Consider the following 14,711-nt stretch of genomic DNA (forward strand, 5'->3'; position numbering starts at 1 on the left):
GTTCCGGCAGCCTTCAGTGGTCTTTGCAGAGTTAAGACAGGCGGCTTAGCGTTGCACTTCGAACTTGAATCCGCCTCCTACGCTGGTAACGTGGCAACCCATTCGCCGGATATCCATATCTGGAAACCGGTGTTTTATCAGGGGGACATCGCCTGCTTCGTGGTCGGCCATATTCATAACACCGATGTTGGCGGTGCGGTGCCAGCCTCGCTGTCACGTTCGCTGACTGATATCGTGCAGGAGGGGATTCGTATTCCGCCGCTGAAAATCATTGCCGGTGGTCAGCTGAATGAAGAGGTGGCGCGTATTATGCGTCTCAATGTGCGAGCGCCGGAACAAAACTGGGGCGATTTTAATGCGCAGATCGCCTCGGTGAATATCGGTGAGCGCAAGGTGCAGGAGATTATCGCGCGTTTTGGTATCGATGATTTTCTTACCGGCATTGAAGGGATTCTCGATTACGCCGAACAGCAGGCGCGCAATATTATTACCACCATCCCGGATGGCGACTATTTTTATGCCGACTACGCCGATGAAGACAGTGAAGGCGGCTGGCCGTGTCGTATCGCGGTGACGCTGCGCGTGCGCGGTGAGACGCTGGAACTCGACTATACCGGCAGCGATCCTCAGCTGATGTCGTCACTGAATATGCCGACCGGCGGGCGCGAACGTCATCCGCTGGCGCTGGTGGGGGTGACTTATGTACTGTCGACGCTGGATCGTTCGCTGCTGCTCAACGCCGGGACACTGCGTCCGACGCGGGCCATTCTGCCGCCGGGCACCATTATGAATTGCGAAGCACCAGCGGCGGTGGGGATGCGTTCGCTGACCTGCGCCATGTCGCAGATTGCCACCGTCGGCGTCTTCTCACTGGCAATGCCGGAGCGGCTGCCTGCCAACTCGCCGGGCGGCAACTCGATTATCAATATCCGTACCGTCGACCAGCATAACCGTACCGTGGTGGCCTCACTGGGGCCGGTGGGCGGTGGCGCAGGCGGCACGCCGAGGCACGATGGCCCGGACGGCTCTGGCGGTTTGTCCGCGTTCCTGAAAAACACGCCGATTGAAATTAACGAAGCGGAAGTGCCGGTGCGTTTTCATCGCTACGGACTGGTGCCTGACAGCGCCGGGGCAGGGCAGTATCGCGGTGGACTGGCGACCGAGATGGCGTTTGAAGTGTTCGCACCGGACACCACTATCACGGCGCGTAACCGTAACCGCTCCGTCTTTTCATCGGCGGGGGCGGCGGGTGGACGCGCAGGATCGACCTCCTGGTTCCGCACTCATTCCGGCGAAACGGTGACCGAACATGGCAATACCGATGTGATTCGCTGTGGCCCGGGGGATGTGATTGCGATTAAAGGACCGGGTGCCGGGGGCTACGGTGCACCGCGTCAGCGTCTGCCGCAGGCGGTGTTGCGCGATGTGCGCTGTGGGTTTGTTTCGCCAGAGGCGGCGCAGCGCGATTATGGCGTGGTGATTGTTGATGACGGCGTTGATGACGTGCAAACGGCGCGACTTCGTGCCTCCATGGCGGAAAACGAGACCGGACAGCACTTTGATACCGGCGAGGCGCGCCGTCAGTTTGAAGCGCTGTGGACTCCGGAGCGCTATCAGTTGCTGACGACATTTCTGGCCTCAATGCCGGTGGTCTGGCGTCACTTTGTGAAGCATCAGGTGTTTGCGGCGGTGCAGGCGGGTGAACTGGCGGACCGGCCGCTGGCGGAGCAGATGACGGGCTTGTTTGCTCAGTTACGCCAGCGTTTTCCGGCGTTGCAGTGATGGGGAAGTACAGGCAATCGAGACGTCAGTTCTTATGCACCGATGCTGACCATGGCAGCTTTTAATGCCCCTTCCCCCGCAAGCGGGGGAAGGCTGGGATGGGGGAACTGACGGCTCCGTGCTGTTGGCTCCCCCTCCCTGACCCTCCCCCGTTTTACGGGGGAGGGAATGTTTAGCGCCATCTCCCGCAGCGGGGGAGGGGATCATAACGGTGATGTCTGCACATTCTTCACCACTAACTCAGACGTGCATCAAACCTGAACTCCAGCGGCTTTACCGATTTCAGACAGGCCGCAAACGCCGGATGTTCATGATTGACCAGCATATTGAACTCCATTGGCACCACTGCAGATGGCACCATCAGACCGACGCTGGACGCGCCCTGATACCAGTCACTGCCGATCTGTTTCGTCGCGCGCCCCGGCACCAGCGCGTTCCAGTTGGCGGGTAAATCGTGCAGATCCAGCTGCACAATATGCTTGTCCGGGATCTCAATGCTCATCAGCTGATAAAGCGACAGAATCGACTCATCCTGCACATGCACCAGCACTTCCAGCATCGCCAGCGAAACAGACGTCGCCACATACACCATCGGCGTACCGGGATGATTCCAGCGCGCGACGCTGTTATTGATCGCGCCAATGCCGCTCCATGCGCTTGCCGCCCAGCGCTTCTGGCAAAAACGATACAGAATCACATGACCACACCGTGTTTGATGCCTTCGATCAGGCTGATCACATCACGCGCGCCGGTTTCGGTTTTCATCGCCTGATTCGGTGTCTCGCCGCCCAGCACACGCGCCGGCGTATCCATCCAGCCGATGGTTTTCTGGTAATCGCCGTTAAACATGGTGAGCGCTAAATCAAAGGCGGTGACGTAGCGGGTGATGGACTCGCTCTCATCGGGCGACAGCCGGTCTTTGCGCCGCGCAATGCTGCGCGCGCTGAGCCCCAGCGTGGAGAGAAACTCCTCTTTTTTAAAGCCGACGATATCGCGGATATTGTCAATCACGCCGACCTGCAGGCCGCGCGACATCAGGCCGCGCAATTCGGGGCCTGACACATCCGGCAGATTGGCCGCCACCCATAAGCTGGTGGGTTTATCGTGATTTACGCAAGGAGAGTAGGTTTTCATTGATGACCTCAAAACTGCCAACTGACAGAGTTAATGATAGCCATCTGGCGTAAAGAGTCAATCTGACACTTTTACCGCACCCGCTGACCTGCGGCGCAAATTCATCCTGGCGCAATCTGTCGTTAACCTCATTGTCACAGGTTCCCCGCAAGCTATGCCCCACTAGCCAATCGTTAAGCCAAATCGCGCCGCGATAGCGTGGCGGAGGTAAAGCATATGATGAACTTATCCAGACATCCGACCACTGTCTATCAGGCCGTTGCCGCGCAGCTGGAAGAGGAGGTACGCCAGGGTTACCGCTGTGGTGATTACCTGCCTTCTGAGCAGCAGCTGGCAACGCGTTACGCGGTCAATCGCCATACGCTGCGCCGTGCCGTCGACGAACTGGTGAATAAAGGGTTGCTGCAGCGCCGTCACGGTGTCGGCATCCTGGTGCTGATGCGCCCGTGGGATTACCCGCTACACGCCCAGGCGCGCTTCAGTCAGAACCTGATGGAGCAGGGCAGTCATCCCACCAGTGAGCGCCTGCTGGCGGTGCTGCGTCCTGCCAGCAGTGATGTGGCGACAGCGCTGGCCTGCCACGAAGGCGATAACGTTATCCACCTGCGCACCCTGCGGCGGGTGAATGGCATACCGGTGTGTGTGATTAACCACTTTATCCCGCATCTCGACTGGTGGCCGCAGTTGCAGCAGTTCCATAGCGGTTCACTGCATCAGTTTATTCAGCAACAACTTAATCAGTCGCTGACGCGCCGCCAGACGCGCATCAGCGCACGTCGCGCACAGGCAAAAGAGAGCAGGCTGCTGGAACTGAGCCTGCAGGCACCGCTGCTGTGCGTACGCACACTAAACGTGATGGCGGATGATCGGGTGGCGGAATACTCCGTCAGCCTGACGCGCGCCGATATGATCGAACTGACGCTGGAGCACTAAATGGAGAAGCAACAGGCACGCCAGCAGTGGTTATCGGTGCTGGCGCACAGTCAGCCGCAGCAGCTGGAACAGCACTGGCAGGCGCTGAATCTGCAACCGCACTATGAGGTGCTGCGCGCGCCGGAAACCGGCCTGACGCGCCTGCAGGCGCGCATGGGCGGTAGCGGTAAACGTTTTATCCTCGGCGATATGACCGTCACCCGCGCGGTGGTGCGTCTCAGCGATGGCACCTGTGGCTACAGCTATCTCGCCGGACGCGACAAGGCGCATGCCGAGCGTTGCGCCCTGATCGACGCCTTACTGCAGCAGCAGGAAATGCATTCGCTGTTGCAACAACATCTGATTACGCCGCTGGCGGCGCTACGTGCAGAGCAACTGCAGTTGCGATCGCGTGAAATCGCCAGCAGCCGCGTGGACTTCTTTACCCTGGTACGGGGAGACAATTAATGACATTACTGGCCAGTTTTAACCACCCGGTGACCGATTCCCAGTACGCGTTTCGCCGTATTCTGAAAGCGATGAGCGAGCCTGGCGCGATGGTATCCCTGCCGATGCAACACGGCTGGGGCACAATTTCCCCTGCCGCGACGGCCATTCTGCTGACGCTGGTCGATCGCGAAACGCCATTGTGGCTGGATGAGGCGTTGCACGATGACGTGCTGCTGGAGAACCTGCGTTTCCACACCGGCGCCGCGCTGACGGCGCGTGACGATGCGCCTTTCGCCTTGCTGCATGCCAGCTCGGATATCGATCCGCACCGTTTTGCCGCTGGCGACAATCTGGCGCCGGAAAAAAGCACCACGGTGATTATTGAAGTACCGGCGCTGAACGGCGGCCTGACACTGCATCTGCGCGGGCCGGGACTGATGGAAACACGCGCCATCGCGCCACAGTTGCCGGAAAGCCTGCTGAATGCGCTGCGTCAGCGCCAGCAATGTTTCCCGCAGGGCATCGACCTAATTTTCACCTGTGGTGAAGCGATGATGGCGCTGCCGCGCACCACGCAAGTGGAGGTGTGCTGATGTACGTCGCGGTCAAAGGGGGCGAAAAGGCGATAGCCAATGCGCATCAGTTGCAGGAGAACCTGCGGCGCGGCGACCCGCAGCAGCCTGAACTGGCGTGTCAGCAGATTGAGCAGCAGCTGGGGCTGGCGGTGGATCGGGTAATGACCGAAGGCGGTATCTTTGATCCGCAACTGGCGGCGCTGGCGATTAAGCAGGCCAGCGGCGACCTGGTGGAAGCGATTTTTCTGCTGCGCGCTTACCGCACCACGCTGCCGCGGCTTGCCGACAGTCTGGCGCTGGACACCAGCGCAATGCGCCTCGAACGGCGTATCTCCGCGGTGTACAAAGATCTGCCCGGCGGTCAGCTGCTGGGGCCGACTTACGATTACACCCACCGTCTGCTTGATTTTACCCTGCTGGCCAATGGCGAAACGCCTGCCGCACCGCGCGCAGAGCAGCCGCTGGAGGCGCAGTGTCCGCATATGTTCGATCTGATGACGCGCGAAGGGCTGGCCGCGCAGGAACGCGATGACGGCAGTGAGCCGCTGGATATCACCCGCGAACCGCCAGCGTATCCGTCGCCGCGTTCGGCGCGCTTACAGCAGCTGGTGCGTGGCGATGAAGGTTTTCTGCTGGCGCTGGGTTATTCCACTCAGCGTGGCTACGGCCGTACCCATCCGTTTGCCGGTGAAATTCGGACCGGTTACGTCACGGTGGAAATCGAACCGGAAGAGCTGGGTTTCCCGCTGGACATCGGTGAAATCCTGCTAACGGAATGCGAAATGGTGAACGGTTTTACTGTGCCGGAGGATCAGCCGCCACACTTCACACGTGGTTACGGTCTGGTGTTTGGCCGCGCGGAGCGTAAGGCGATGTCGATGGCGCTGGTGGATCGTGCGCTGCAAACTGCTGAATACCAGGAGCGCGTCACCAGCCCGGCGCAGGACGAAGAGTTTGTTCTGTCCCATGCCGACAATGTCGAGGCGGCGGGCTTTGTCTCTCATCTGAAATTACCGCATTACGTCGATTTCCAGGCCGAACTGGAATTACTGAAGCGGCTGCGTGCCAGCCATCAGGAGCGTGAAAACCATGAGTGAGTTAGCGGGCTATAACCCCGGTTATCTGGATGAGCAGACGAAACGTGTTATCCGCCACGCGATCCTGAAAGCGGTGGCGATTCCCGGTTTTCAGGTGCCGTTTGGTGGCCGCGAGATGCCAATGCCTTACGGCTGGGGCACCGGCGGCATCCAGCTTACCGCGAGCATTATTGGCGAGCATGACGTGCTGAAAGTGATCGATCAGGGCGCAGATGACACCACCAACGCCGTCTCTATCCGGCGTTTTTTCCAGCGTGTCAGCGGTGCGGCCACCACTGAGCGTACCGCCGACGCCACGCTGATCCAGACACGTCACCGCATCCCGGAAACGCCGCTGGTGGAAGATCAGATTCTGATTTACCAGGTGCCGATCCCGGAGCCGTTGCGCTTTATCGAACCGCGTGAGACGGAAACGCGCAAAATGCACGCGCTGGAAGAGTACGGCATCATGCAGGTGAAGCTGTATGAAGATATTGCCCGTTACGGCCATATCGCCACCACCTATGCCTACCCGGTGAAGGTGAATGACCGCTATGTCATGGACCCGTCACCGATCCCGAAATTTGATAATCCGAAAATGCATATGATGCCTGCACTGCAGCTGTTTGGTGCCGGGCGCGAGAAGCGCATTTATGCGCTGCCGCCGTACTGCAAAGTGGAAAGCCTCGATTTCGACGACCACCCGTTCACGGTGCAGCAGTGGGATGAACCCTGTGCCATCTGCGGCTCGCGCAGCAGTTATCTGGACGAAGTGGTAATGGATGACCACGGTACGCGCATGTTTGTCTGTTCCGATACCGATTATTGCCGTCAGCAGCAGGAAAACCACCATGAACACTGAACAGCCGCTGCTTGCGGTGCATAACCTGACGCACCTCTGGGCGGCAGGCAAGGGTTTTGAGCAGGTGTCATTCGAGCTGTACCCCGGCGAAGTGCTGGGCATAGTGGGTGAGTCTGGCTCGGGGAAGACCACCTTACTGCAGGCGATTTCCGCCCGTCTGGCTCCGCAGCAGGGCACCATCCGTTATCAGGGACGCGACCTGTACGCCCTGAGTGAAAGCGAGCGCCGTCGTCTGCTGCGTACCGAATGGGGTGTGGTGCATCAGCATCCACTGGATGGTCTGCGCCGTCAGGTGTCGGCGGGCGGCAATATCGGCGAACGCCTGATGGCGGTCGGTGAACGTCATTACGGCAATATTCGCCAGCGCGCCAGCCAGTGGCTAGAGGATGTCGAAATTCCGGTGACGCGTATTGATGACCTGCCGACAACCTTTTCCGGTGGCATGCAGCAGCGTCTGCAGATTGCCCGCAACCTGGTGACACATCCGCAGCTGGTGTTTATGGATGAGCCGACCGGCGGGCTGGATGTCTCGGTACAGGCGCGTCTGCTCGATTTGCTGCGCACGCTGGTGCGCGATCTCAATCTGGCGGTGGTGATAGTGACCCACGATCTCGGGGTGGCGCGTCTGCTGGCGCACCGTCTGCTGGTGATGAAGCAGGGCAGAGTGGTGGAAAGCGGGCTGACGGACCGGGTGCTGGACGATCCGCACCATCCCTACACCCAGCTATTGGTGTCTTCCGTTTTAAGCTGATGTGCAATCGCAGGAATGAACAATGAAAACGCTGCTTCGCGTGGAAAATCTCAGTAAAACCTTTGTGTTACACAATCAGCACGGTGTGGTGCTGCCGGTACTGCGTGCCACCAGTTTTGACGTTAAGACGGGCGAATGTGTGGTGCTGGATGGCCACTCCGGCAGCGGTAAATCGACGCTGCTGCGCTCGCTGTACGCCAATTATCTGCCGGAAAAAGGCCATATCTGGGTGTATCACCAGCGGCAGTGGATCGATCTGGTCAATGCGCCCGCCCGGCAAATCCTCGCAATACGACGCGAAACCATTGGCTGGGTCAGCCAGTTTCTGCGGGTCATCCCACGCATTCCGACGCTGGAAGTGGTGATGCAGCCGCTGCTGGAACGCAGCGTGGAACGTGCGCTGTGCGAAAAACGCGCCCGTTATCTGCTGGAACGGCTGAATGTGCCTGAGCGCCTGTGGTCACTGGCGCCGTCGACCTTCTCCGGCGGCGAGCAGCAGCGCGTCAATATCGCACGCGGTTTTATTGCCGACTACCCGATTCTGTTGCTGGATGAACCCACCGCTTCGCTGGACAGCACCAACAGCGCCGCAGTGGTGCAGCTGATTGAAGAGGCGCGCGATCGCGGTGCGGCGATTGTCGGTATTTTCCATGATAAAGCAGTGCGCGACCGGGTTGCCGACCGCCTGCATCCTATGTTGCCACCTGCTAAGGAACCTTCCCATGATCATTAATAATGTCCGTCTGGTGCTGAAAGATGAGGTGGTCAACGGATCGCTGGAGATGCGTGACGGCATTATCCGCAGTTTTAGTGACAGCAGCAGCCAGCTGCCGCAGGCGCTGGATGGTGAAGGTGGCTATCTGCTGCCTGGCCTAGTGGAACTGCATACCGACAATCTCGACAAGTTTTTCACCCCGCGGCCAAAAGTGGACTGGCCGGCCCATTCGGCGATGAGCAGCCATGATGCGCTGATGGTCGCCAGCGGCATCACCACTGTGCTGGATGCGATTGGCGTCGGCGATGTGCGCGACGGCGGTCACCGGCTGGATAATCTGAGCAAGATGATTAACGCCATTACTCACAGTCAGCGCCAGGGGCTGAACCGCGCCGAACACCGTCTGCATCTGCGCTGTGAGCTGCCGCAAGACAGCACGCTGGGCCTGTTCGAACAGCTGATGCATACCCCGGGACTGTCGCTGGTGTCGCTGATGGATCACTCGCCGGGGCAGCGCCAGTACACCTCACTGACCAAATATCGTGAATATTATCAGGGTAAATATCAGCTGAACGATCGCGAGATGGATGAGTTCGAAGCGCAGCAGATTAGTCTGGCGCAGCGCTGGTCGCAGCCGAACCGTAGCGCCATTTCGGCGCGCTGCCGTGAACTGGGGATTGCCCTCGCCAGCCATGATGACGCGACGGCAGACCATGTTGATGAATCGCATGCGGTGGGCAGCGTGATTGCCGAATTCCCCACCACAGAAATCGCGGCGCGGCGTTCACGCGAGCAGGGATTACAGGTGCTGATGGGCGCGCCGAACATTGTGCGTGGTGGCTCGCACTCCGGCAATGTCGCGGCGCATCAGCTGGCACAGCAGGGGCTGCTGGATATTCTCTCGTCCGACTACTATCCCGCCAGTCTGCTCGATGCCACTTTCCGTCTGGCACAGGATGAAACCAATGGTTACGACCTGCCAGCGGCAGTGGCGCTGGTGACAGCTAATCCAGCGGCGTCGCTGCAGCTGAACGATCGCGGGGTGATTGGCGAAGGCAAACGGGCGGACCTGGTGCTGGCACATACCGATCACGGTCATGTGCATATTCGTCAGGTGTGGTCACAGGGGCGGACGGTATACTGATGGCGCGGCTGATCTGGCTGATGGGGGCATCGGGCTCAGGCAAGGACAGTCTGCTGCAGGCGCTGCGCGACACCGAGCCGGAAGGGGTGATGGTGGCGCACCGCTATATCACCCGTCCCGCTAATGCGGGCGGGGAAAACCATATTGCCCTGAGCGAAACCGAATTCCTGCGTCGCCGGGCGAAAAGGCTGTTTGCCATCGACTGGCAGGCGCATCAGCACTGCTACGCGCTGGGGATTGAGATCGATCTCTGGCTGGCACAGGGCATGGATGTGGTGGTGAACGGTTCCCGTCTGCATCTGCCAGTGGTACGCGAGCGTTATGGCGCGGCGCTGTTGCCCGTCTGTTTACAGGTGTCGCAGACGGTGCTGGCCGCGCGTCTGCGTCTGCGCGCGCGTGAGAGCGAAGCGGAAATCAGCCTGCGTCTGCAACGGGCGCAGGAAGTGATGCCGCATCCCTGTCTGGTGCTGAACAATGATGGTGAACTGGCGGAGACGTTACGCCAGTTTGCCGCGCTGCTGCGGGAGGCATCATGCCGTTAATCAACCATTTTCTCTGGGCGTGGCAGTGATGGAACTGACTTTTCTCGGTACGGGTGGGGCACAGCAGGTGCCGGTATTTGGCTGCGACTGCGCGATCTGCCAGCGTGCGCGCCAGCAGCCGCAATACCGCCGTGGCCCCTGTAGCGGTCTGATCCGCTGTGACGGTGAAACCACGTTGCTGGATGCCGGAACGGATCTGCAGCAGCAGTTTTGCGGCGGCGATATCACCCGTATTTTACTCACCCATTATCATATGGATCACGTGCAGGGACTGTTTCCGCTGCGCTGGGGTATTGGTGCTTCCATTCCGGTGTATGGTCCGCCCGATGCGGCGGGTTGCGATGACCTGTTTAAACATCCCGGGCTGTTGCAGTTTCAGCCGCCATTACGCGCGTTTCAGCCATTGCAGTGTGGCGCGCTCAGCATCACGCCGCTGCCGCTGATTCACTCCAGGATCACCTTTGGCTACCATATCCGCGGGCGACAGCACGCGTTCGCCTGGCTGTGTGACACCGTCGATCTGCCTGCCGACACGCTGGACTTCCTGCGTGCGCAGCCGCCCGAACATCTGATTATCGACTGCAACTACCCGCCGTGTGATGCGCCGCGTAATCACAACGACATTCAGCTGGCCATTCGTCTGCATCAGCAAATTGCCCCACGCCACAGCTGGCTGACCCACCTGACGCATGAGGTGGATCGCTGGCTGCAACATAACCCCCTGCCGTCGGGTATTGCGGCAGCACACGACGGTCTGACCCTGCGCGGCTAACAGAACCGGCTGTCGTCACGGTTTTATCATCCGCCTGTCATCTGCTTTTCATACCCGATGCTCTTAATAAGCGTGAAATTCTTCAACTCACTGAACAGACACGGATACGCATATGGCACAGGCACTATTGAAATCCGCTCCTGAACCTGAGGCGCACTGGCAGGCGCAACAGCAGCAAACCGTTCTTGCCGTGCGCGGCCTGGGGAAAGCTTATTCCGCCCAGCAGCGCGTGTTGCAGGATATCAATTTTGATCTGCATGCCGGTGAGCTGGTGGCGGTGATCGGTCGTTCCGGCGCGGGTAAATCCACGCTGCTGCATGTGCTGAATGGCACCTTGCCGGCGACGGAAGGGGCGATTGTCAACTACCGTGATGATGCCTCGCAGCAGGATATTGTCAAAATGAACAGCCGTCAGCTGCGCCAGTGGCGTGCCGACTGCGGCATGATTTTCCAGGACTTCTGCCTGGTGCCGCGTCTCGATGTACTGACCAATGTGCTGCTGGGGCGTCTCAGCCAGACTTCGACGCTGAAATCCTTCTTTAAAATTTTCCCCGACGACGATCGCGCCCGTGCCATTTCGCTGCTGCAGTGGATGAATATGCTGCCGCAGGCGTTGCAGCGCGCGGAAAACCTCTCCGGTGGACAGATGCAGCGTGTGGCGATCTGCCGTGCGCTGATGCAGAAACCGAAAATCCTGCTGGCCGATGAACCGGTGGCGTCACTCGATCCGAAAAACACCCGCCGCATTATGGATGTGCTGCGTCAGGTGAGTGAAAACGGCATCAGCGTGATGGTCAACCTGCACTCGGTCGAGCTGGTGAAAGAGTACTGTACGCGGGCCATCGGTATCGCACACGGTCGTATCGTGTTTGATGGGCATCCCGCACAAATCGATGAAGCGCTTCTCCATACCCTGTATGGCGATGAAATCAGTCAGGTTCACTAAGCAGGCAACACAACACAGGCGACAGCAATGAAAAAAAATCTTGTTTTGACCACAGTATTGACCGGCGCAGTCATGACCTTTAGCGCGGTAGCAGCGGATGCACCAAAGGAACTGAATCTGGGTATTCTCGGCGGCCAGAACGCCACGCAGCAGATTGGTGATAACCAGTGCGTGAAAGACTTTTTTGATAAAGAGCTGGGTGTGGATACCAAACTGCGCAACTCGTCAGACTACTCTGGCGTGATCCAGGGCCTGCTGGGCGGCAAGATTGATCTGGTGCTGAGCATGTCGCCATCCTCTTACGCATCGGTATACATCAAAGATCCGAAAGCGGTGGATGTGGTCGGTATTGCGGTGGATGACAACGATAAATCACGTGGTTACCACTCTGTGGTGGTGGTAAAAGCGGACAGCCCGTATCAGAAACTGGAAGATCTGAAAGGCACCGCATTTGGTTTTGCTGACCCGGATTCCACTTCGGGCTTCCTGATCCCGAACCAGTCGTTTAAGCAGCTGTATGGCGGCACCAGCGACAACAAATATAACAACACCTTCAGCAGCGTCACCTTCTCGGGCGGTCACGAGCAGGACATCCTCGGCGTGCTGAATGGCCAGTTTGCCGGGGCGGTCACCTGGACCTCGATGGTCGGCGATTACAACACTGGCTACACCGCGGGCGCTTTCACCCGCATGATCAAGATGGATAATCCGGACCTGATGAAAAAAATCCGCATTATCTGGCAATCGCCACTGATCCCGAATGGCCCGATTCTGGTCAGCAACAGCCTGCCCGCTGACTTTAAGCAGAAAGTCGTGACAGCGATTAAGAAACTGGATACCGAAAATCACAGCTGCTTTATCAAAGCGATGGGCGGCACCCAGCATATCGGCCCGGCCAGCGTGGATGACTATAAGCAGATTATCGAAATGAAGCGTGAACTGACCAAAGGTGGTCGCGCTTAATCAGTTGCCACAGATCGCTGATGTTAAAGTGAAGGGAACACCGACAGACAACTCAGCAAGCTGAAGCGAAGGGAACACGGTCAGAAAAGGAAAGCGTCCCGCGCCAGGGATGGCGTGGGCCGAGCGGTCATGGATGACGAAAAGCGACTTTCCGATCTGACCGTGTTCCCTGAGCTGGCACAGAGTTAAAGGCGGCTCGAATCGTGTTCCGCAAATCTGCCCGGTATCAATAACCTCCGGCCCGCTACGGCGTGCCTGTTACAACGTGGACGGCATGAATAACGACTTCGAACGCTATTATCAGCAAATCAAAGGACGACAAAAGCGCGATGCGTTGCTGTGGTCGCTGTTGTTAGTCACACTTTATCTTGGCGCGGGACATATCGCAGAGTTCGACCTGCATACCATCTGGGAATCCCTGCCACACTTCTTCGACTACCTGCTGGAAACGGTGCCGGTGCTGCACTGGTCGCTGCTGTTTGCCGACGGCCGTACCGAAGGGTCGCTGGCTTACTGGGGTTACCGTCTGCCCATTCAACTGCCGCTGATCTGGGAAACTCTGCAGCTGGCGCTGGCGGCGACACTGTTGTCGGTGATGGTCGCCACCGTGCTGGCATTTCTGGCCGCGGGTAACACCCATACGCCCGCTTCACTGCGTTACGCCATTCGCACGCTGGTGGCGTTCCTGCGCACCATGCCGGAGCTGGCATGGGCGGTGATGTTTGTCATGGCGTTTGGTATTGGCGCGATCCCCGGCTTTCTGGCGCTGGCGCTGCACTCCACCGGCAGCCTGACCAAACTGTTTTATGAAGCAATCGAAACCTCGTCGGACAAACCGGTACGCGGTCTGGCGGCGGCAGGCGCCAGTAAACTGCAGCGGATGCGCTTTGCTTACTGGCCGCAGGTGAAACCGATCTTTCTTTCGTACAGCTTTATGCGTATGGAAGTGAATTTCCGTTCATCGACCATTCTCGGTCTGGTCGGTGCGGGTGGTATCGGCCAGGAGCTGATGACCAATATCAAGCTGGATCGCTATGATCAGGTGAGCATCACGCTGCTGCTCATTATTGTCGTGGTCTCGCTGCTGGATACCTTTTCCGGCCATTTGCGCCGCTGGGTGGTTGAGGGGAAACAGGCATGATGCACTTAGATCAACCCATCGATGTCGCCAGTCTGCGTCAGCAGCATGGCGATCTGTTCCGCGTGCAGCGCCGCTATCTCCGCCGCCTGGGACTGCTGGCGCTGGCGGTACTGCTGTTCTATGTACTGTTCTTTCAGATGTTCGGCATTCCGTGGGCGCAGTGGGTCAACGGCTGCCAGCAGCTTGGCCGCTATTTCCGGCGCATGTTTGTCTGGCATGACTTCGTTAACTGGCCGTTTGCTTACTATTTCTCGCAGATTGCGATTACGCTGGCGATTGTCTTTGCCGGTACGCTGACCGCCACGCTGCTGGCGCTGCCACTGTCGTTCCTTGCGGCGCGCAATGTGATGCACAGCCGTCAGCTGCGCCCGGTTGCCTTACTGGTGCGGCGTCTGCTGGATATTTTGCGCGGCATCGATATGGCGATTTGGGGACTGATTTTTGTCCGCGCCGTCGGCATGGGACCGCTTGCCGGTGTGCTGGCGATCGTGATGCAGGATGTTGGTCTGCTGGGCAAACTGTATGCCGAAGGTCATGAGGCGGTAGAGCGTTCACCGGGACGTGGTCTGAAGGCGGTGGGGGCGAATTCGCTGCAGAAACATCGCTTCGGTATTTTCACCCAGTCGTTCCCGACGTTCCTCGCGCTGAGTCTGTATCAGCTGGAGTCCAACACCCGTTCAGCTGCTGTACTGGGCTTTGTTGGTGCGGGAGGTATTGGCCTGGTGTATGCGGAAAATATGCGCCTGTGGAACTGGGATGTGGTGATGTTTATCACCCTGTTGCTGGTGGCGGTCGTGATGGTGATGGACGCTATCTCTTCACGCCTGCGCCGTCGCTATATTATTGGCAAAGACGTGCCACTGTATCAGCCCGGGAGCAAGACCAGTCATTAACACTATGACAAATATGAACCGCCGCTGACATTTTCCATTTATTTTCTCCTGTT

At 58.6% G+C, this 14,711-nt stretch carries 17 protein-coding genes; 15 read left to right on the forward strand and 2 right to left on the reverse strand.

Translation table 11 applies throughout. From position 1 onward, the window contains the following. Nucleotides 1-51 precede the first annotated feature (51 nt). Nucleotides 52-1,782, forward strand: a complete 1,731-nt coding sequence (locus ACSZO1_RS11220) for a hydantoinase B/oxoprolinase family protein (protein ID WP_437612519.1) — start codon at nt 52-54, stop codon at nt 1,780-1,782. A 235-nt stretch (nt 1,783-2,017) separates the two neighbouring features. On the opposite strand, the gene ACSZO1_RS11225 is transcribed toward ACSZO1_RS11220, so the two are convergent. Further along, nucleotides 2,018-2,479, reverse strand: coding sequence for an RES family NAD+ phosphorylase (locus ACSZO1_RS11225; protein WP_437612521.1), 462 nt, complete (start codon nt 2,477-2,479; stop codon nt 2,018-2,020). Continuing rightward, complete coding sequence (locus ACSZO1_RS11230) at nt 2,476-2,916, reverse strand: antitoxin Xre/MbcA/ParS toxin-binding domain-containing protein (protein WP_437612523.1); 441 nt, start codon at nt 2,914-2,916, stop codon at nt 2,476-2,478. The genes ACSZO1_RS11225 and ACSZO1_RS11230 overlap by 4 nt, the downstream gene beginning before the upstream one ends. 219 nt (nt 2,917-3,135) lie before the next feature. On the opposite strand from ACSZO1_RS11230, the gene phnF reads away from it, so the two are divergent. From phnF to phnE (ACSZO1_RS11300), 14 genes are all read left to right on the forward strand, one after another. After that, a complete protein-coding gene (phnF, locus tag ACSZO1_RS11235) occupies nt 3,136-3,849 on the forward strand; it encodes a phosphonate metabolism transcriptional regulator PhnF (RefSeq protein ID WP_437612525.1) in 714 nt (237 codons plus the stop codon). Then, nucleotides 3,850-4,296: a phosphonate C-P lyase system protein PhnG gene (gene phnG / locus ACSZO1_RS11240; RefSeq protein WP_437612527.1), complete on the forward strand. Its 447-nt coding sequence runs from the start codon at nt 3,850-3,852 to the stop codon at nt 4,294-4,296. Further along, entirely contained in the window at nt 4,296-4,871 is a 576-nt protein-coding gene (gene phnH, locus ACSZO1_RS11245) for a phosphonate C-P lyase system protein PhnH (RefSeq protein WP_437612529.1), read from the forward strand. Before phnG ends, phnH begins: the two co-directional genes overlap by 1 nt. Further along, entirely contained in the window at nt 4,871-5,950 is a 1,080-nt protein-coding gene (locus ACSZO1_RS11250) for a carbon-phosphorus lyase complex subunit PhnI (RefSeq protein ID WP_437612531.1), read from the forward strand. The genes phnH and ACSZO1_RS11250 overlap by 1 nt, the downstream gene beginning before the upstream one ends. Further along, nucleotides 5,943-6,791 (forward strand): alpha-D-ribose 1-methylphosphonate 5-phosphate C-P-lyase PhnJ, encoded by an 849-nt coding sequence (locus ACSZO1_RS11255; RefSeq protein ID WP_437612533.1) that lies wholly within the window; start codon nt 5,943-5,945, stop codon nt 6,789-6,791. The genes ACSZO1_RS11250 and ACSZO1_RS11255 overlap by 8 nt, the downstream gene beginning before the upstream one ends. Continuing rightward, the gene (gene phnK / locus ACSZO1_RS11260; RefSeq protein WP_437612535.1) at nt 6,781-7,542 is read left to right on the forward strand and encodes a phosphonate C-P lyase system protein PhnK; all 762 of its coding nucleotides are present in this window, start codon (nt 6,781-6,783) and stop codon (nt 7,540-7,542) included. The genes ACSZO1_RS11255 and phnK overlap by 11 nt, the downstream gene beginning before the upstream one ends. Before the next feature lie 22 nt (nt 7,543-7,564). After that, the gene (gene phnL / locus ACSZO1_RS11265) at nt 7,565-8,275 is read left to right on the forward strand and encodes a phosphonate C-P lyase system protein PhnL (protein ID WP_437612537.1); all 711 of its coding nucleotides are present in this window, start codon (nt 7,565-7,567) and stop codon (nt 8,273-8,275) included. After that, nucleotides 8,265-9,401: an alpha-D-ribose 1-methylphosphonate 5-triphosphate diphosphatase gene (phnM, locus tag ACSZO1_RS11270; protein ID WP_437612539.1), complete on the forward strand. Its 1,137-nt coding sequence runs from the start codon at nt 8,265-8,267 to the stop codon at nt 9,399-9,401. Before phnL ends, phnM begins: the two co-directional genes overlap by 11 nt. Next, the gene (phnN, locus tag ACSZO1_RS11275; protein WP_437612541.1) at nt 9,401-9,943 is read left to right on the forward strand and encodes a ribose 1,5-bisphosphokinase; all 543 of its coding nucleotides are present in this window, start codon (nt 9,401-9,403) and stop codon (nt 9,941-9,943) included. Before phnM ends, phnN begins: the two co-directional genes overlap by 1 nt. A 28-nt stretch (nt 9,944-9,971) precedes the next feature. After that, entirely contained in the window at nt 9,972-10,715 is a 744-nt protein-coding gene (gene phnP, locus ACSZO1_RS11280) for a phosphonate metabolism protein PhnP (protein ID WP_437612575.1), read from the forward strand. A gap of 112 nt (nt 10,716-10,827) precedes the next feature. Further along, nucleotides 10,828-11,661, forward strand: a complete 834-nt coding sequence (gene phnC / locus ACSZO1_RS11285) for a phosphonate ABC transporter ATP-binding protein (RefSeq protein ID WP_437612543.1) — start codon at nt 10,828-10,830, stop codon at nt 11,659-11,661. A 27-nt stretch (nt 11,662-11,688) separates the two neighbouring features. Continuing rightward, entirely contained in the window at nt 11,689-12,624 is a 936-nt protein-coding gene (phnD, locus tag ACSZO1_RS11290) for a phosphonate ABC transporter substrate-binding protein (RefSeq protein ID WP_437612545.1), read from the forward strand. A gap of 274 nt (nt 12,625-12,898) precedes the next feature. After that, nucleotides 12,899-13,765 carry a phosphonate ABC transporter, permease protein PhnE gene (phnE, locus tag ACSZO1_RS11295; protein ID WP_437612547.1) on the forward strand — a complete coding sequence of 289 codons (867 nt, stop codon included), beginning with the start codon at nt 12,899-12,901 and terminating at the stop codon, nt 13,763-13,765. Further along, nucleotides 13,765-14,658 carry a phosphonate ABC transporter, permease protein PhnE gene (phnE, locus tag ACSZO1_RS11300; RefSeq protein WP_437612577.1) on the forward strand — a complete coding sequence of 298 codons (894 nt, stop codon included), beginning with the start codon at nt 13,765-13,767 and terminating at the stop codon, nt 14,656-14,658. Before phnE (ACSZO1_RS11295) ends, phnE (ACSZO1_RS11300) begins: the two co-directional genes overlap by 1 nt. The last annotated feature ends 53 nt before the right edge of the window (nt 14,659-14,711 follow it).

The sequence above is a fragment of the Erwinia sp. V71 genome (genome assembly GCF_965644245.1).
Lineage (GTDB): Bacteria > Pseudomonadota > Gammaproteobacteria > Enterobacterales > Enterobacteriaceae > Erwinia.